The sequence below is a fragment of the Flavobacterium crocinum genome, assembly GCF_003122385.1.
Lineage (GTDB): Bacteria > Bacteroidota > Bacteroidia > Flavobacteriales > Flavobacteriaceae > Flavobacterium > Flavobacterium crocinum.
On the sequence record NZ_CP029255.1, the window covers coordinates 2,962,834 to 2,979,760 of the forward strand.

The 16,927-nt window shown below is 32.1% G+C and carries 18 protein-coding genes; 9 read left to right on the forward strand and 9 right to left on the reverse strand.

Features of this window, described 5'->3' with window-relative positions; translation table 11 throughout:
• The first annotated feature begins 275 nt into the window (after positions 1-275).
• The 3 genes from HYN56_RS13265 (at position 276) to HYN56_RS13270 (ending at position 2,713) form a co-directional block, all read left to right on the forward strand.
• Complete coding sequence (locus tag HYN56_RS13265) at positions 276-860, forward strand: RNA polymerase sigma factor (RefSeq protein ID WP_109192617.1); 585 nt, start codon at positions 276-278, stop codon at positions 858-860.
• Between the two features lie 49 nt (positions 861-909).
• Positions 910-1,053 (forward strand): hypothetical protein, encoded by a 144-nt coding sequence (locus tag HYN56_RS25065; RefSeq protein ID WP_167365387.1) that lies wholly within the window; start codon positions 910-912, stop codon positions 1,051-1,053.
• Positions 1,054-1,648: 595 nt separating this feature from the next.
• Complete coding sequence (locus HYN56_RS13270; RefSeq protein ID WP_109192618.1) at positions 1,649-2,713, forward strand: tetratricopeptide repeat protein; 1,065 nt, start codon at positions 1,649-1,651, stop codon at positions 2,711-2,713.
• Between the two features lie 57 nt (positions 2,714-2,770).
• Here HYN56_RS13270 and HYN56_RS13275 read toward each other — a convergent pair whose 3' ends face one another.
• Positions 2,771-3,430, reverse strand: a complete 660-nt coding sequence (locus tag HYN56_RS13275; RefSeq protein WP_109192619.1) for an endonuclease III domain-containing protein — start codon at positions 3,428-3,430, stop codon at positions 2,771-2,773.
• Positions 3,431-3,752: 322 nt separating this feature from the next.
• Between HYN56_RS13275 and bcp the strand changes: the two genes are divergently transcribed.
• A complete protein-coding gene (gene bcp, locus HYN56_RS13280) occupies positions 3,753-4,205 on the forward strand; it encodes a thioredoxin-dependent thiol peroxidase (RefSeq protein WP_109192620.1) in 453 nt (150 codons plus the stop codon).
• A 255-nt stretch (positions 4,206-4,460) separates the two neighbouring features.
• On the opposite strand, the gene HYN56_RS13285 is transcribed toward bcp, so the two are convergent.
• A complete protein-coding gene (locus HYN56_RS13285; protein WP_109192621.1) occupies positions 4,461-5,921 on the reverse strand; it encodes a TonB-dependent receptor in 1,461 nt (486 codons plus the stop codon).
• Between the two features lie 89 nt (positions 5,922-6,010).
• Between HYN56_RS13285 and HYN56_RS13290 the strand changes: the two genes are divergently transcribed.
• The 3 genes from HYN56_RS13290 to HYN56_RS13300 are packed head-to-tail and all read left to right on the forward strand — an operon-like array spanning position 6,011 to position 7,772.
• Positions 6,011-6,775, forward strand: a complete 765-nt coding sequence (locus HYN56_RS13290; protein WP_109192622.1) for an MBL fold metallo-hydrolase — start codon at positions 6,011-6,013, stop codon at positions 6,773-6,775.
• 12 nt (positions 6,776-6,787) lie between these two features.
• Positions 6,788-7,291 carry a hypothetical protein gene (locus tag HYN56_RS13295; protein WP_109192623.1) on the forward strand — a complete coding sequence of 168 codons (504 nt, stop codon included), beginning with the start codon at positions 6,788-6,790 and terminating at the stop codon, positions 7,289-7,291.
• Positions 7,292-7,337: 46 nt separating this feature from the next.
• Positions 7,338-7,772 (forward strand): hypothetical protein, encoded by a 435-nt coding sequence (locus HYN56_RS13300; protein ID WP_240622556.1) that lies wholly within the window; start codon positions 7,338-7,340, stop codon positions 7,770-7,772.
• A gap of 95 nt (positions 7,773-7,867) precedes the next feature.
• On the opposite strand, the gene HYN56_RS13305 is transcribed toward HYN56_RS13300, so the two are convergent.
• The 6 genes from HYN56_RS13305 to HYN56_RS13330 all read right to left on the reverse strand — a co-directional run bounded on the left by HYN56_RS13305 (position 7,868) and on the right by HYN56_RS13330 (position 13,111).
• Positions 7,868-8,170 carry a helix-turn-helix domain-containing protein gene (locus HYN56_RS13305; protein ID WP_109192624.1) on the reverse strand — a complete coding sequence of 101 codons (303 nt, stop codon included), beginning with the start codon at positions 8,168-8,170 and terminating at the stop codon, positions 7,868-7,870.
• Between the two features lie 10 nt (positions 8,171-8,180).
• Positions 8,181-8,549, reverse strand: coding sequence for a type II toxin-antitoxin system RelE/ParE family toxin (locus HYN56_RS13310; RefSeq protein WP_394336244.1), 369 nt, complete (start codon positions 8,547-8,549; stop codon positions 8,181-8,183).
• A 133-nt stretch (positions 8,550-8,682) separates the two neighbouring features.
• The gene (locus HYN56_RS13315) at positions 8,683-9,327 is read right to left on the reverse strand and encodes an alpha/beta hydrolase (protein WP_109192626.1); all 645 of its coding nucleotides are present in this window, start codon (positions 9,325-9,327) and stop codon (positions 8,683-8,685) included.
• 127 nt (positions 9,328-9,454) lie between these two features.
• Positions 9,455-9,781 (reverse strand): hypothetical protein, encoded by a 327-nt coding sequence (locus tag HYN56_RS13320; protein ID WP_109194796.1) that lies wholly within the window; start codon positions 9,779-9,781, stop codon positions 9,455-9,457.
• A 4-nt stretch (positions 9,782-9,785) separates the two neighbouring features.
• Positions 9,786-11,036 carry a dihydroorotase gene (locus HYN56_RS13325; RefSeq protein WP_109192627.1) on the reverse strand — a complete coding sequence of 417 codons (1,251 nt, stop codon included), beginning with the start codon at positions 11,034-11,036 and terminating at the stop codon, positions 9,786-9,788.
• 146 nt (positions 11,037-11,182) lie between these two features.
• Positions 11,183-13,111, reverse strand: coding sequence for a vWA domain-containing protein (locus HYN56_RS13330; protein ID WP_109192628.1), 1,929 nt, complete (start codon positions 13,109-13,111; stop codon positions 11,183-11,185).
• A 367-nt stretch (positions 13,112-13,478) separates the two neighbouring features.
• Between HYN56_RS13330 and HYN56_RS13335 the strand changes: the two genes are divergently transcribed.
• Positions 13,479-14,591 (forward strand): lactonase family protein, encoded by a 1,113-nt coding sequence (locus HYN56_RS13335; RefSeq protein ID WP_109194797.1) that lies wholly within the window; start codon positions 13,479-13,481, stop codon positions 14,589-14,591.
• 143 nt (positions 14,592-14,734) lie between these two features.
• On the opposite strand, the gene HYN56_RS13340 is transcribed toward HYN56_RS13335, so the two are convergent.
• Complete coding sequence (locus HYN56_RS13340) at positions 14,735-16,084, reverse strand: DEAD/DEAH box helicase (RefSeq protein ID WP_109192629.1); 1,350 nt, start codon at positions 16,082-16,084, stop codon at positions 14,735-14,737.
• A gap of 213 nt (positions 16,085-16,297) precedes the next feature.
• Between HYN56_RS13340 and HYN56_RS13345 the strand changes: the two genes are divergently transcribed.
• The gene (locus HYN56_RS13345; protein ID WP_109192630.1) at positions 16,298-16,918 is read left to right on the forward strand and encodes a hypothetical protein; all 621 of its coding nucleotides are present in this window, start codon (positions 16,298-16,300) and stop codon (positions 16,916-16,918) included.
• Positions 16,919-16,927 lie beyond the last annotated feature (9 nt).

Here is a 16,927-nt window from a genome sequence, read left to right on the forward strand (position 1 = left end):
GATTAATTTTAACGTTTGAGGGCCTATTTTTAAAGGGATTTAGCTAGTTTTCATTTTGTAGATTTTTAGCTTTTTCTGTGTAAAATTTAAGTTTATTTTACTTTAATAAATGTTTTTCTTAGAATTATTAGCGATTTTATTTGCTTTTTAAAACATTTATTTGTTAAATTTGGTCGCAATATTAACACAACTCAAAAAAAGATTCGCCTATATAAAAAAACTACTTTTTAGAAAATTACTCCAAATTTTAAAATTAAAACTAAAAAGGTAGAATTATGGCTGATCTGCATACTCCAGATGCTCTATTAGTGAAAAATTATGTTGAAGGTAGTGAAGCTGCTCTTGCAACATTAATAAAGAGGCACGAATCTAAGATATATGGTTTCATATATTCAAAGATTGCTGATAGAGACATTTCAAATGATATTTTTCAGGATACATTTATTAAAGTAATTAAAACTTTAAAAAGCAACTCTTACAACGAAGAAGGTAAATTCCTGCCTTGGGTAATGCGAATTTCTCATAACCTGATTGTGGATCACTTCCGTAAAACTAAAAAAATGCCAATGTACAGAGAAACCGAAGAATTTTCGATTTTCTCTATCATGTCAGACGATACTTTGACAATAGAAGGCAAAATGATCGTAGATCAGGTAGAGCTCGATTTAAAAAAGCTGATTGAAGAACTTCCGGATGATCAAAAAGAAGTTTTGGTAATGCGTATGTATCAGGATATGAGTTTCAAAGAAATCTCAGAAATTACTGGTGTAAGCATTAACACAGCGTTAGGAAGAATGCGTTATGCGTTAATGAATTTGAGAAAAATAATTGATAAACATCAAATTATTTTAACCAACTAATAATATTATGGTAATAAGCTCGTTATACTATTATAAAACATTTGATAGTATGGCAAAAATTTACTCAAAAAAAGCATTAGCTTCTAAAAATCTTAAACCAAATAAAGAAGTAGTTTCTTTTATTTTAAACTATTCTCAAGCTTTGACTGTTGTCAAAATTGAAGAGAAAAGTTTCGAGATTATAGCTAATTAAACAGCCCCACTACTTAATGTCGGATGTTTAGTAAAGTAAACCAAATGGTCGTTTTGGTTGAAAAGCTCACTGTTTGTCTGTGTACGAACAGTGAGCTTTTTTTATGTAAAAATATTCTTTAATTTATCTCGTTTTCTGCTAAATCGGATAATCTTTGTCTGATATAATTTTTTATAAGTTTTTTATATCACTTTTTTTGAGTTTTGTTAAAATTTAATATTTTGACTCGATTTTGCGTGTTTATTTAGTTTTTAATTCTATTTTAGTTAAAAACTAATTTTTTATTCATTAAAAATAGCTTTATCGCGTATTTTTTGTATTGTTGTATTTGAACGTAATTCCAATTAAAATTAGTAATAAATTAAAAATTAAATACTTAACCCAAAACCAGATTATTTATGAAGAAAAACTACCCTGCTTTATTTTGTTAAGTTTGAAATCTATTTGATTTTATGCAAAAGTTATTTGTACCAGAAGATATTTTTTGCAGATCATATAGTTACTGAAGGTAATTTTTATACCAGTTTTAATTATCTCTTGTGACTGAAAAGAAATAAATGAAAATCAATTAACCAATCCAAAACTTAACCGCAAAATGAAAGAGAACATTAAAATGCTATGCTGTTTGTTAGTGATAAGCGTAAGCGTGTTTGCCCAAAAAGACAAAATTAAAGAAGCACAATCTTTGTTTGACAAAGGAAAAAGCGAAGAATCTTTAGCAATTTTGACCAAAACAGAATATCTAATCCTTAATGCCCCAGATGAAGACAAATCCGATTACTATTTCTTAAAAGGAAATGTTTTAAAAGACCTAGCCTTAAAAAATATTGATGCTGCAAATAACTTTACTTTGGCAGCTCAGTCTTATCAGGATGTATTTTTGTATGAAAATGAATCCGGTAAATTTAAATCTACTGTTAAGGCGAATATTGCTTTAAAAGACATGAAAGCCGGACTTGTAAATGGTGCCATGGCAGATTTTAAAGCCGGTAAATTCAAAGAAAGCTCAGAGAAAAGCTATAAGGTATATTTGTTTGATAAAAAAGATACCTTGAATCTGTACAATGCCGCATCTTCGGCATTAAACGGAAAAGATTATAATACTGCGATTACTTATTATGAATTGCTTAAAAAGATCAATTACTCTGGAAAAGGGGTTTTGTATCTAGCAACAAATAAGAAAACAAAAGAAGAGGATGCTTTTCTTTCTCCAAAAGCTCGAGAATATGCTATTCAACAGGGAACTTATGAAAAACCGAGAACAGAATCGGTTCCTTCCAAGAAAATAGAAGTCAACAGTAATTTAGCGTATTCTTATCTTGAAAATAAAAATTATCCAAAAGCAGAGGCAGTATATAATTATGTTTTAGAATTAAATCCTAATAATATCGATGCCTATATTAATCTGGCTTATTTGAAATTGCAAATCAAAAAAGATTTAGCCGATGAAATAGCAGAATTAGGAACTTCTAAAGCAGAAATGCAGAAATACGATAAGTTAAGTGCTAAAAAAGACGATGTTACCAGAAGTGCAATTCCATATTTAAAGAAAGTATTGGCTATTGAACCCAAAAATCAGGATGCAACAAAAGTACTATTAGGAGTTTACAGATCTCTTGATATGACTGCTGAATATAATGCTTTGAAAGCAGGAATGTAGTTTTTTTTAAGTTACAAAGTTGCAAAGAGGCAGAGGCACAAAGTTTTTCTTTGTGCCTTATTTTTTTGAAGTTTTTTCTAGTTCCTCAATCAGAGATTTTTTTCCGACTGTTTTAGTAATAATATCTTTTTCCAGATTCCATCCGCGTGCAGGTGAATATTCACGTCCGTACCAAATAATCTGTAGATGTAAATCGTTCCATAAATCTCTTGGAAATAATCTTTTGGCATCTTTTTCGGTTTGCGCTACATTTTTTCCATTCGATAAATTCCATCTGTACATTAATCTGTGAATATGCGTATCAACCGGAAAAGCAGGAACTCCAAAAGCCTGTGACATTACTACACTTGCCGTTTTATGACCAACAGCAGGCAAAGCTTCAAGAGCTTCAAAACTTTGAGGAACTTCTCCGTTATGTTTTTCAATCAAAATTTCAGACAAACCATGAATCCCTTTAGATTTCATTGGCGATAAACCGCAAGGACGAATAATTTCCTTGATTTCCTCAACAGACATTTTAACCATATCATATGGATTATCTGCTTTTGCAAATAATAATGGCGTAATTTGATTGACACGAACATCTGTACATTGTGCAGATAATAAAACCGCAATCAAAAGTGTATAAGGATCTTTATGGTCAAGAGGAACAGGTATAGTAGGGTAGAGTTCTTTTAATTTGTCAATAACAAATTGCACACGAGATTCTTTATTCATTTTAGTCTTTTTAATCCCGTAAAAATAGTATAATTTTGATGATGTGCCTAATCCAGCTTTCCGTTTCAACTCCTCATTGTGCTAGTAACATTTTTAAGTATTTAAAAGAGCTTCCGTTGGTCGCTTTTTAAATACAAAAAATGTAAACTACCACAATTCCGGGGTTTTCACTTCAATCTGGGGCATGAAAAAGTAAAGGGTTATAAGTTATAAGTTAAGGGAGATAAGTTAAGAGTGAAAAAAAAATCTAAAATCTATTCTCTGTATTCTATATTCTTTAAAAAAAATCTAAAATACACAATCTAAAATCTAAAATAAAAATATGACAACATTAAAAGCAGGAGATAAAGCGCCCAATTTTTCAGGAACAGATCAAGACGGAAAAACACATAAATTGGCAGATTATGCAGGGAAAAAACTAGTAGTTTTCTTTTATCCAAAGGCAAGCACACCAGGCTGTACGGCTGAAGCTTGTGATTTAAGAGATAATTTTCACCGTTTTCAGGCTAATAATTATGAACTTTTAGGAGTAAGTGCAGACAGTGCAAAAGCACAAATTAAGTTTAAAGATAAGTATGAATTGCCTTTTCCGTTAATCGCAGACGAAGATAAATCGGTTATAAACGCTTTTGGAGTTTGGGGACCAAAGAAATTCATGGGAAAAGAATACGATGGAATTCACAGAACCACTTTTGTAATCGATGAAAAAGGAATTATCGAAGAAGTAATTGAAAACGTAAAAACAAAAGAACACGCTTCGCAGATTTTGAAATAGTTGCTTGTTGTTTCAGGTTTCAAGTTGAAAGACTTTGTGAGTAAGTTTTACCGCAAAGCTCGCTAAGATATACGCAAGGTCCGCAAAGCTTTATATTGATTAAGCTTTGCGGACTTTACTTTTTTGAAATCTTTCTTGTCAAAAAAAAAACTTAGCGTGCTTTGTGTTAAAAATTCGTTCAGTTTAGAACTTGAAACCTCAAACAAAGAAAACTTGAAACAATAAAAAAAAGCCTCAATAAAGAGGCTTTTTGTATTATATATTTTGTTCTAATTCTTTCTGCGGATGATATCCAAAAAGATGATGTTCTTTGATGATTTCAGGAATTCCAGGAGGAAGCATTGGTTCCCAGCCTTTTTTTCCTTGGTTGATCATTTTTAGAACTTCTCTAGAGAATACATCAAGAATAGTTGGATCATAATCTTCGATATCAACTACTTTTCCGTTGAATTTAAAGAATTTGTACAATTCTTTCATTCTAGGATGAACTTTTAAGTTGTTTGAATTCATTAATTCGCCATTTTCATCCAACATTGGATACAAGAAAACTTTCATATCGCGATAGAATAATTTTCCGAAAGCTTCCAGAATCCCACCACTTAAATGACGGTAATATTTCTCGTCAAAAATATCAACAAGGTTATTTACGCCCATTGCTAGTCCCATACGAGCTTTAGTATAGTTGGCGAAGTATTCAACCACTTTGTAATATTCCTGGAAATTTGAAATCATTACGGTTTGTCCTAACGAACAAAGTAATTCAGCTCTATCCATAAAGTCACGTTCGTCAATTTCACCATCAGAGCGTAAGTTTGAAAGTGTAATTTCAAAAACAACTAGTGTATTGTTTTTCTCAACCTTATTTTCTTTAAGAAACATCTCTAATGACTTCTCATACATGTCCATGTTTACTTTTGTAACCGGACGGAAACTTCCTCTTAAAGCCAAAAGGTTCTTTTTGTATAAGATTGCTGCAGGTAAAATGTTTTTTCCTTCCGGATTAAACATTACGGCATCTGTCATTCCGTTTTTAACCAATTGTAAACTCATCAAACGGTTGTCAACGTCAGCAAAACGTGGGCCTGAAAAGTTAATGGTGTCGATTTCTAATTGATCTTTGTCTAAGTGATCGTATAAGTAACGAAGTAATCGTTTGGGATCGTTGTATTTGTAAAAAGCACCGTAAATTAAGTTAACCCCTAAAATTCCAAGTGTTTCTTGTTGTAATCTGGCGTCGGTCTCTTTAAAACGAATGTGAAGAATAATTTCGTTATAAGCTTCGTCCGGCTCAATTTGGTATCGAATTCCAACCCAGCCGTGACCTTTAAATTGTTTGGCAAAATCGATTGTGGCTACTGTATTGGCGTAACTGAAAAACAATTTTGTTGGGTGTTTTTCTCTGCTCAAACGCTCTTCGATAATCTGACCTTCGTGTGTTAGCATTTTTTTCAAACGCTCTTCGGTAACATATCTTCCGTCGTTTTCTGCACCATAAACGGCATCACTAAAATCTTTATCATAGGCAGACATCGCTTTTGCTATCGTTCCTGATGAACCTCCGGATCTGAAAAAATGTCTAACTGTCTCTTGTCCAGCGCCAATTTCAGCAAATGTTCCGTAAATATTCTCGTTTAAATTAATGCGTAAAGCTTTGTCTTTTATAGAAGGAATCTGTTCGATGACCTTGTCACCTTTGAGTTTTATTTCTGTACCCATTTTGTTTTAAATAGATTTGTTACAAAGTTAGTAAATTAGGAGTCTAATGAAAGAGAAATAAGCTATTTTTGTAAAAAAATTAAGTTCAATTGAAGGTTTATTTTTTAGGTACAGGTACTTCTCAGGGCATTCCGATTATCGGGATCGATCATCCAGTTTGTAAAAGCACTGATGCTAAGGATAAAAGGCTTCGTGTATCCATCTGGATTACATGGGACGATCATTCTTATGTAATAGATTGCGGCCCTGATTTCAGACAGCAGATGCTTTCCTGCGGATGCCGAAAACTGGATGCAATTCTATTCACACATGAGCATGCAGATCATACGGCTGGGTTAGACGATATTCGTCCTTTTAATTTCAGGCAAGGTGAAATTCCGATTTACGGACATCAGCGTGTTTTGGATAATTTAAGACGTCGTTTCGATTATGTTTTCGAAACCGTTAATAAATATCCGGGAGCACCAAGCGTAAAAACGATCGAGGTTGAAAACAATGTTCCGTTTGCAGTTGGAGATAAAATGGCTATTCCGGTAAATGTAATGCATGGCGAATTACAGGTTTTTGGCTATAGAATAGATGATTTTGCCTATTTGACAGATGTAAAAACAATCGATTCAACTGAAACAGAAAAGCTTAAAGGTTTAAAAGTTTTGGTTGTAAATGCTTTACGTGTAGAACCTCATGACACACATTTTAACCTTCAGGAAGCACTTGATTTTATAAACCTTATTAAGCCTGAAAAAGCTTATTTAACACACATCAGCCACGTTTTAGGTTTTCACGAAGAAGTACAGAAACAACTTCCGGAAAATGTTTTTCTGGCTTACGATAATTTAGAAATTACCATTTAATTATACCACACAATGAAAAAATCCTTAATGCTTTATCTTTTTATTTTAGCAGTTTTAATGAATGTTTTTACCTATGCGTTCTACAGCGGAGAGGTGAAATTTGCGCAAGATAGATATGATAAAACGACTAAGAAGCTTAGAGATAGCATTAATCTGGTGAAAACACAATTAGCTGAAGCTGATTATTTTTCTTTAGAGCATAACGAGAATGCTCAAAATTACTTTGATAACAGCGCTTCTGGCGGAAAAGTAATTCTATACGAAAAACTAATTCCGGTTGTAACTGAAAAGCTATTAGATTTCAATTCAAATCCAAAAGGAAATCCGTACACGGGACAAGATCAGATTGGACCGACTAAATTTATCATCAATAAAGTAAAAATTTTAAATCACAGATGGATTATTGCTGATTATAGTAATGGTGAACTTTGGGGAGAAGTCTTATTAAAATACTTTGTTGATAACGACGATAACATTACCTTTGAAGTAAATCAAACTTGGTTATATCAAAAATAGGATTTTATAATCCTATTTTTTTTGCTCAATTTAAAATTACAGAATTATGAAAAAGATGTTTTTGTTTTTGATTGTTGCAGGTGTATTTTCTTGTGGAAAAAAAGTTTCTCAGGAAAATAAAGAAAATAATAGCATTCCAAAAGAGTCTCAAAAAGAAACTGTTGTGGGTGCAGATTCGGATGAGCATGGCTGTAAAGCTTCTGCAGGTTATACTTGGTCAGAGTTGAAAAAAGAATGTATCCGGGTTTTTGAAAATAGCACAAGATTGAATCATGCCGATGACGGAAAAACGTATTCTACGGTCTCTTATGTGATTTTTGATGGAAATAAAGCAGAACTTTTCTTGGATACTCAAAAAGAATCCATCATTTTAGAAAGAAAATCAGAAGGAGATTCGTGGGTTAACGGAGATTGGCAGTTAATTTCTTGGAAAGGCTATGTTTTGAAGAAAGCTGGTAAGATTCTTTATACAGGAGAATAATTTTTTAGTATTCAGTGTTCAGAATTTTAGTGTTCAGCACAGTTTAGATTTTAAAACTGAATAGCAAAATTCTGAACACTGAATACTTACATAAATCAATATTTTAGATCTGACAATTCTATTTGAAATTTAACTTTAGCTTTCAAAGCAGTAAAAACTTTAATTAAAGTTTCCAAAGTCACATTTCCGGCATTACTTTCTAGTTTTGATATTTGTGCTTTTTGAACGCCAATAAGTTTTCCAAGTTCTTCCTGAGTCAAATTGCGTTGTTTTCGGGTTTGTTTGATTGCGTTACCAATTAAGTCCATTTGTAAATCGTACTCAAACTGATCTCTGTTTGGAGTTCCAATTTTGCCTACGATTTCGTCTGTTACTTGATCTAAAGTATATGTCTTCATTTGTTTAAGCTTAATTTTTATCTTTTTCTTTAAAATAATTGAATCTGATATTTTTTGCCCGTTCGATTTCGTTATCAGGAACTTTAATTTGTTTTTTTATAAAACCGTGAGTTGAAATAACAAGAGTATTTTGTGAATTTGTTTTATCCCAAAATGATAATAATCGATATTGGTTTCCCTGATATAAAGTTCTAAATTCCCAAATCTCATCATTTAACTTTTTAAAAAGTTCGGGATCATTTTTTGTTTGTGATTTTCTAATATTATAAATTATTTTTTCTGAATGTTGTGGTTTTAATTTTTTTAGAAAATTAAAAGCTTCTTCCAGAAAGATAATATCAAAATTTTTATCCATTCTTTCGTATACAAAAATACCCAAAAGTTTCCTTTTAAAGATACTTTTGGGTATTTAATTATTTTAATCATTTTCTGTAAATCAAAAAACTTATTTGCAGGACTAAAATACAATATTATATTTAAAAGAAAGAAAAATCTTCTTTTTAAAAAAAAAATTACAAAGCTAGCCAATTCTTAAAATCAAAGAAATTCTGTGGAGCAACTCCATGTCCAACTGGATATTCTTTATAAGTAACCGGAATATTTAATTTTTCTAAAACCGCAGGAGTTTTTCTCGCCCATTCAATTGGAATAACCTGATCTACAGTTCCGTGTGAAGCGAAAAATTTTAAGGTTTTGAAATCGTTATTTTCAAAACCTTCTTTGATGATTTCTTCATTAAAATAACCGCTCATTGCAACCACTCTCTGAATTTTTTCAGGATAAGAAAGAGCTGTTGCATAACTTAAAATAGATCCTTGGCTGAATCCGATTAAAGTCACATTTTTGGCATCAATTGGATAATTTGCTACTAATTCGTCAATAAAATTAGCGATGATGTCTCTTGAAGTTTTGGCTTGTTCGTTATCAGAAAACTTGTTTTGATCGGCATCGAAATTAATAGCGTACCAAGCGTAAGCTCCATATTGTAAATCGTAAGGTGCTCTTGCAGAAATGATATAATAATTATCAGGAAGTTCAGAGGCAAAAGAGAATAAATCGGCTTCATTGCTTCCGTATCCGTGCAACAACAATAAAAGCGGATTTTGATCTAAAATTACTTTTGGTTCTCTTATTTTATATTCTAATGATAGATTCATTTTTTTAGTATTCAGTGTTCAGATTTATTGGTGTTCAGTTTGAGCTTTGTCAAAGTTTCAAACTTTGACAAAGTTTTATAGTGTCCAGTTTTGGAATTTGGAATTTTAAAACTTGAAATTTTAAAAATTACCCAATTTTTTTAAACCATTTTTGAAATAACTCTCCCACTAACGGAATCGGTCTCATTTGTCCTTGTATGGCATTAAAAATTCCGAAAGTCCAAAGGATTGAAATACAGATCCACATTGGGAAAGTGATATAAAAGCTATCGAAATTACTAACGATTGCTCCAAAAGAAATAAAGGTTAAAGACAATCCTAAAGCCTGGCGGATATGAAAAGAAGCAAAACTGTTTTTGTTTTCAGAATTCATGCTCATGGCAATCAAAACACCAACAATCAGAATATAACTGGTAATGGCGATTGGTTTTCCTTCTTCGACTGAATTATTCATTGTATTATTTTGTAACAAGTTGATTTTGATTAAAAATTCCGTACACAGAACCTTTTATTTCCGTTCCTAAGAAAGCAGAATTTTTAGATTTTGAAAGAATGTTTTCTTTTGTAAAAGTTGATTTGTGTTCAAGTGTAAAAAGTGTCAAATTGGCTTTTGCACCTTCTTCGATTGTATTGTTTTCAAGACCGAAAATAGCTCTTGCTGAAGTTAGTTTTGCAATTACAGTTTCTAATGGTAAAACGGTTAATAATGCTCCAAAAGCACTTTCTAATCCAATCGTTCCGTTTTTGGCTGTATCAAATTCCATTTTTTTGAATTCAATGTCAATCGGATTATGATCTGAAGTAATCGTGTCAATTGTTCCGTCAGCAACTCCGTTTAAAAGAGCTTGTCTGTCTACTTCTGTGCGTAGTGGCGGAGTAACTTTAAAACGCGTATCAAATCCGTCCAGTTTTTCATCTGTTAAAACTAAGTGATGAACAGAAGCACTGCAGGTTACATTTAGCCCTTTAGCTTTAGCTTCTCTAATCAATTCAACCGATTTTGCTGTAGAAATCGTTGGAATATGAAGTTTACCGCCTGTATATTCTAATAAAAATAAGTTTCTTGAGATTTGCAATTCTTCAGCAAGATTTGGAATTCCTTTTAGACCTAATCTGGTAGAAACAATTCCTTCGTTTGCGACACCATTTCCTTTTATGTTTGGATCCTGTGAATAAGCAATTACCAAACCATCAAAATCCTGTACATATTGTAAAGCGATTTTCAGGATATTGGCGTTGTCAATACTTTTGTTGTAATCTCCAAAAGCGATTGCACCAGCATTTTTCATGTCAAAAAGCTCTGCCATATCTTTTCCTTCACTTGCTTTTGTTAAAGCGCCGATTGGAAAAATTTCTGTTGCAAAACCATTTGCTTTATTTTTTACAAAACTTACCTGAGATTGATTGTCAATAATTGGTAAAGAATTAGGCTGTAAACCAATTGCTGTAAATCCGCTTTTTGCCGCAACATTTAATCCGTTTGCAATGGTTTCTCTGTCTTCGTAACCTGGTTCTCCAAGCGAAACACTACTGTCAAACCAGCCCTGAGAAACGTGAAGATCATCAAATCGTACCACTTCAGCATCGTCGTTTGGAAGCGAAACGCCTATTTTTTCTATTAAACCATCTGCAATTAAAAGATCAACGGTCTGATTGTGAAACGGACTTTTAGAGTCGATAATTTTGGCGCTTTTGATGATTATTTTCATATGTAGAGAAATTTATTTTTTATTAAAAGATTCCGCTTTGTCATTTCGACGAAGGAGAAATCTCACTAGATATTCCATTCCAAATGTTCTCAGCATGTGTGATTTCTCCTTCGTCGAAATGACATACTAAACGAATAATTTGAAAATTATTTCACAAATTTTATAATTGCCATTTCTAATGCTAAAAATAACAGTGCAAAGATAACAAACCATTTCCAAATTTGGCTGTCAGTTCGCTCAGTTTGTAAGGTGTTAAAAATGGTTGATATAGTATCGGCAGTTTTGAAATCTGAAACTAAATTGGTGTTTACCTGACTCAAATCGCTTTCGGTTCTGTTGTAATTAAAACTAATATTTTCGACCCATTCTTTTTTATCGAAAATTCCGTAATTGCCAGCCGTTTCAGGAAAATCATTAAAAGTTAATTTTACTTTGTTGTTTAAAATCTGCTGAACCGGAATAAAAGAATCTTCATTTCCTTTTACTTCCAAAATAGCATCTTTAGTCAGTAAAACATCCACGAAATAAGGCTGATTATTTCCAATGGTTAAAGCATTTAAACCTGTTTTCTGATTGTTCTGTGCTATTTTATAAAAAAGAGGAACAATCAGCGGAGATTGCTGAAAATTCGAATTAGTGCTGTTTATTGGCGCTGTAAAAACCGTTATTCCTGCAACCTGATTCTGAACAGCAGTAACAAATGGTATCTGATCTTCAAACGAAAGAACAGCAGGATAAGAGCTTGAAACCGCAAATGAACTGTTTGCTTTTGGATATTGGAAATTCGAAATTTTGTTTTCAAAAACGCCTGAAAACAGAGGGTGATCGAAGTTGATTTTAGTAATTAATTTGCTGTTGGTTTCCAAATTTCCGAATTGAACTTTTCCGAAATTCGCCAAGAAAGTATTCAAATTAGAAAGCGAACTTTTTTCATTAGGAATTACAACCAAATTTCCACCTTTAGAAACAAATGCTTTTAAAGTGGTCTGTAATGCTTGCGGAATTTCAGTTAATTCATTTAAAATAATAGTATTCTGTTTCTCTAAACTATTGTAATCCAAAGAACTGATAGGATAATTATGATAATTGAATTCAGCAGGAGTATAAATTCTGGATAAAAAATTAGCTTTTTCAGGTTCACCAATACTAATTACGTTTGTTTTTTTGTTTTTAGAAATGCTGAAAAACAATTTATTGTCATAAGTCAAACCATTATCTTCAATTGTTACATAGCCGTGAAATGCTTCTTTCGGAATCGTGAAATTGATTTTCTTTTTCTTTGTGTCAAAATTGACAATCGTTTTGGCAATCAGTTTGTTTTGATTGTATAAAGCGGTTGAAACAGGTTTGAAATCTTCTCCATAAGCGGATAAGTTTATGCCAATTTCATAGAAATTTTCTAAAGTCTGATTGATGTAAACGCTGTCAATTGAAACGTTGTTTTTCTGTTCTGCTTTTGGAACTATGAAGTATGGTTTTTCTTCAAAATCTAAATTTTGAATATCCTTTTCTTTCAGACCAACTGCATCAGTGATAATGACAATATCTTTTTTATGTGCCGATTTATGCGCTTTGATTTTAGCGGTAATGGCTGAAAGATCAAATGGAGAAGCGCTGTATTTTAAATTTTGTAAAGCACTTTTTGAAGATTTAATATCGGTATTCCAAAAAATTTCGGTGTTGGTTAAAAGTGAAAATTGTGTGTTTTCCGGAGTGTTTTCCAATAATTCCTGAACCGCTCTTTTTAGTAATTCGCCTTTTTTTCCTTTTGCCTGCATACTGAATGAATTATCCAGAACAATATACATTTCGTTTGAAGCATTTTTACTGTCAATAGCTTCAAAAAACGGTTGTGCAAAGGCTAAGATGATGCAGGTTAGCAATAATAAACGAGTGGCTAATAAAAGTCTTTTTTTGATTTTAGAACTTTTACGAGTCTGAACGGCAAGTTCTTTTAAGAATCGAACATTAGTAAAATAGGAAGTTTTAAAACGTCTTAATTGAAATAAGTGAACCAAAATTGGAACGATCAATAAAAACAGAAAGTATAGAATTTCGGGATGTTTAAAATGCATTCTGGCTTCGATTTACTTCACTACGTTTTGTTTTTCGCGAAGATGCTGGTCAAAAATACGAATTAAAAATTATTTTAAACCATATAAGTTCATGTAAGAAATTATAAATACATTGCATACCCCAGGAAAAAAATATAAATGAAACCATATAAGTTTATATGAGGGATTATAAGTATTATGCAGAGGAGTCAAAAGGAAAGTAATAAGCTCATATGATTAATTACAAGTTGAATTCTAAAAACTAAAATGAACTTATATAACTTATATGGTTAGTAAAAAAATGTAACTTTTGTAATTTCTTTTGTAACAAAGATGCTGTATCAAAACCATATTATTGCTTATTTTAGCTGATTCAAAAAAACAAACTATGAAAAAAATATATCTAGTCTTATTTTCGGCCTTATCACTGACCATGGTAAATGCCCAAAATAAATTCAATTTATTAGTTGGAACTTATACTAATAAATGCCAAAGCAACGGAATTTACGTTTACGAATTTAATGCTTCTACCGGCGATTTCAAACTGAAAAATTCTTCAGAAAATGTAATTAGCCCAAGTTATTTATCGGTTTCTGCAGACAATAAATTTATATATGCGGTAAACGAAAACGGGAATCAAAGTGCTGTAAGTGCCTTTGGTTATGATTCGGCTTCCGGGAAAGTTAAATTTTTAAATTCAAATGCTTCTCTTGGAGCAGATCCTTGCCATTTAATTAATGATGATAAAAATGTGATTGTTGCCAATTATTCTGGCGGAAATATTGTTGTTTTTAAGAAAAATGCAGACGGAAGCATTACAGAAGTACAGCAATTAATTCAGCACGAAGGTAAAGGACCCAACGCAGCGCGTCAGGAAAAAGCACACGTACATATGGTGATGTTTTCTCCGGATAAAAAGTTTGTTCTGTCAAATGATTTAGGATTAGATAAAGTATTTATTTATAAATACAATCCAACTTCTAAGAACGAAATGCTGACTTTAAAAGGAAGTGTTGATGTAAAACCAGGAAGTGGTCCAAGACATTTGACTTTCAGTAAGGATGGAAAATTTGTATATCTGGTTCAGGAATTAAACGGAACACTAACAACGTTAAGCTACGATAAAACAGGAAATCTAAAAGTGGTTGCAGAAACAAGTATTCTTCCAAAAGGTTTTACAGGCGGAACAGGAGCAGCTGCAATCAAAACTTCTCCTGATGGAAACTTCTTATATGTTTCAGACCGTGTAGATGCAAACTCTATTTCTGTTTATAAAATCCAGAAAGATGGCTCTTTAGAATTGGTAGAGCAACAAAGCACTTTAGGAAAAGGTCCAAGAGATTTCGCGATTGATCCAACAGGAAATTATCTTTTAGTTGGTCATCAGTACACAAACGACATAATTATTTTTAAAAGAGATAAAACAACAGGAAAACTTACTGATACTGGAAAAAGAATTGAGTTGTGTTCTCCGGTTGGACTTTTATTTACGAAGATTTAGTAAAAAAGATGCTAAAATGCTAAGCGACTAAGTAAAAAAAAGCTCAAAGTTTAATGTTGAACTTTTGAGCTTTTTTTATTTTTTAACATTAAGAAAAAAACTTAGTGTCTCAGTATCTTAGAATCTCAGCATCTAAAAAAAAATTACTTGTTATCTTTTTTCTTCTTAGCTCTTGTTTTCAGCATATTTCTGTTTACAGAACCGTGAGTCTTCTTTTTAGTTTTTGATGGCCCTCCAAGATTGATTTTTTGGTTCTTTTTAGATTTTTCATGAAAAGCACCATCACCTTCCAGTTTGGGTTTCTTCAACAAAAATTTTCTTGGTAATTTATCTTTTTCTGCTTCAATAAGTTTTTCTGAAATTTCAACTTCTTCAGGGAAATCCGCAATATCAAGCTCCAGATCCATTAAAAGTTCAGTTTCTATTTTGAATTCTTCTTCTCTCGGAGTAACAAAGCTAATTGCTGTTCCTCTAGCATCTGCACGACCTGTACGACCAATTCTGTGCATGTACAGCTCAGGTTCTTCAGGAAGTTCAAAGTTAATTACGTGTGTAATATTAGAAATGTCCAAACCTCTTGCCATAACGTCTGTCGTAATTAAGCCGCGAAGATTTCCTTCCTGAAATTCGGCCATTGTACTCAGACGATAATTTTGAGATTTGTTAGAGTGAATAACACCAAATTGTCCTTCAAAAAGCTCATCAATACGATTGAAAAGCATATCTGAAATCTTTTTGTTGTTTACGAAAACCAGAATACGGCTCATGCTTTCATCGGTTTCCAATAAATGTTTTAACAGATTTACTTTTGTATTGAAGTTCGGAACGTTATACGTGATTTGAGTAATTTTTTCAAGAGGAGTTCCTGATGGTGCCAATGTTACTTCTTCAGGAAATTCGAAATAATCATTTAAAATATCATCAACTTCATCTGTCATCGTTGCAGAGAACAAAATATTTTGACGTTTGGTTTTCATCATCGCAAAAAGCGAAGTCAGCTGTGGTCTGAAACCTAAATTTAGCATTTCGTCAAACTCGTCAATAACCAGTTTTTGTGTTTCATCAAAACGAACAACTGCATCAAGTGCTAAGTCCATTGTTCTTCCAGGTGTCCCCACTAAAATGTCTACACCTTCATAAACCGCTTTTTTTTGTGTATTGATGTTTACACCACCATAAATACCAAGTGTCTGAACGGACATATATTTTGTCAGTTTCTCAACTTCTTCCACAACCTGAACTACTAATTCACGCGTTGGAACCAGAATTACAATTTTTGGAGTATTGGTATGAGTAAACTTGTAAAGTTTTAAAAGAGGCAGTAAATAAGCAAATGTCTTACCGGTTCCGGTTTGTGCAATTCCCATCATATCACGTCCAGACATGATTACAGAAAAAGATTTTTCCTGAATAGGAGTAGGCGTAACAAATCCTAATTCGTCAACTGCTTTTTGTAATGATTTTGGAAGATTAAATTTTTCGAAAGTGCTCATTTGCTTTAAATTTTGTGCAAATGTACGTTAAAATGATGGTTAGAACACAAGATTTTTCGAATCATCTAAAATTTTGTTTGTTTAATTGTTTGATTTTCAGTTTTTAAAATGTTTTTATTCTTGTTTAAAAGTATCTACTGTGTTAAAATGATCTGGAGATTTTTTTAATATTTTTGAAAAAACAAGAAAAAGAAAGTTAATAGATTAAACAAGATGGCAACATATTCACAAACCAATATAAAATGTAATGATGTTCAAACTGTAGCAACCGAGCTAAAGAAATATCTACTAATTGGAAGAGAAAAATGGCTTGATACTAGAAAACCATGGTTTTATAATGTGCCACACGATGAAAATTCTTTTAATGGTGATAATTTAACGATAGTAGTCTCAAAAATCGAAAGTGAGGATTGGGTTGAAGTTGAGTTTGATTTTCAGTTTGGAGTTTATTTTTTTGATGAAATTTTGAAGTTAATTTCAAAAAATCTCAATACTGAGATTTTGTTAGCTTACTATCAATCGACTAGTGGTCAAGGTCGGCTAGCGAAATTTAAAAATGGGAGATTGGAATTGTCCTATTATGAAAAGTATCGTTATGAAGTTACTCCTGGAGATGATTCTTATACTTTAAAATCCAATTATGTAGCAGACAATTTTGGAGTTTCTGGCTCAAGTATCGAATTGCTTAAAAATGCAAAATTAGAAGATGAATCTCTAATAATTGATTACGATTTAATAAATGAATTTTATAAAGCAGAAGGCTGGAAAGGGGATTCAGATAAAAATATATTTTCTGATTGGGACTACTTGCATCTAGAGCAATTAAAAAAATAATTGCCAGTT

What these genes read in the sequence shown, in the direction of transcription:
- bcp (WP_109192620.1), top strand. Translation starts at nt 3,753, where the DNA reads ATGACAACATTAAAAGCAGGAGATAAAGCGCCCAATTTTTCAGGAACA.
- HYN56_RS13345 (WP_109192630.1), top strand. Translation starts at nt 16,298, where the DNA reads ATGGCAACATATTCACAAACCAATATAAAATGTAATGATGTTCAAACT.
- HYN56_RS13315 (WP_109192626.1), bottom strand. Translation starts at nt 9,327, where the DNA reads ATGAATCTATCATTAGAATATAAAATAAGAGAACCAAAAGTAATTTTA.
- HYN56_RS13265 (WP_109192617.1), top strand. Translation starts at nt 276, where the DNA reads ATGGCTGATCTGCATACTCCAGATGCTCTATTAGTGAAAAATTATGTT.
- HYN56_RS13335 (WP_109194797.1), top strand. Translation starts at nt 13,479, where the DNA reads ATGAAAAAAATATATCTAGTCTTATTTTCGGCCTTATCACTGACCATG.
- HYN56_RS13295 (WP_109192623.1), top strand. Translation starts at nt 6,788, where the DNA reads ATGAAAAAATCCTTAATGCTTTATCTTTTTATTTTAGCAGTTTTAATG.
- HYN56_RS13340 (WP_109192629.1), bottom strand. Translation starts at nt 16,084, where the DNA reads ATGAGCACTTTCGAAAAATTTAATCTTCCAAAATCATTACAAAAAGCA.
- HYN56_RS13285 (WP_109192621.1), bottom strand. Translation starts at nt 5,921, where the DNA reads ATGGGTACAGAAATAAAACTCAAAGGTGACAAGGTCATCGAACAGATT.
- HYN56_RS13320 (WP_109194796.1), bottom strand. Translation starts at nt 9,781, where the DNA reads ATGAATAATTCAGTCGAAGAAGGAAAACCAATCGCCATTACCAGTTAT.
- HYN56_RS13305 (WP_109192624.1), bottom strand. Translation starts at nt 8,170, where the DNA reads ATGAAGACATATACTTTAGATCAAGTAACAGACGAAATCGTAGGCAAA.
- HYN56_RS13330 (WP_109192628.1), bottom strand. Translation starts at nt 13,111, where the DNA reads ATGCATTTTAAACATCCCGAAATTCTATACTTTCTGTTTTTATTGATC.
- HYN56_RS25065 (WP_167365387.1), top strand. Translation starts at nt 910, where the DNA reads ATGGCAAAAATTTACTCAAAAAAAGCATTAGCTTCTAAAAATCTTAAA.
- HYN56_RS13300 (WP_240622556.1), top strand. Translation starts at nt 7,338, where the DNA reads ATGAAAAAGATGTTTTTGTTTTTGATTGTTGCAGGTGTATTTTCTTGT.
- HYN56_RS13270 (WP_109192618.1), top strand. Translation starts at nt 1,649, where the DNA reads ATGAAAGAGAACATTAAAATGCTATGCTGTTTGTTAGTGATAAGCGTA.
- HYN56_RS13275 (WP_109192619.1), bottom strand. Translation starts at nt 3,430, where the DNA reads ATGAATAAAGAATCTCGTGTGCAATTTGTTATTGACAAATTAAAAGAA.
- HYN56_RS13325 (WP_109192627.1), bottom strand. Translation starts at nt 11,036, where the DNA reads ATGAAAATAATCATCAAAAGCGCCAAAATTATCGACTCTAAAAGTCCG.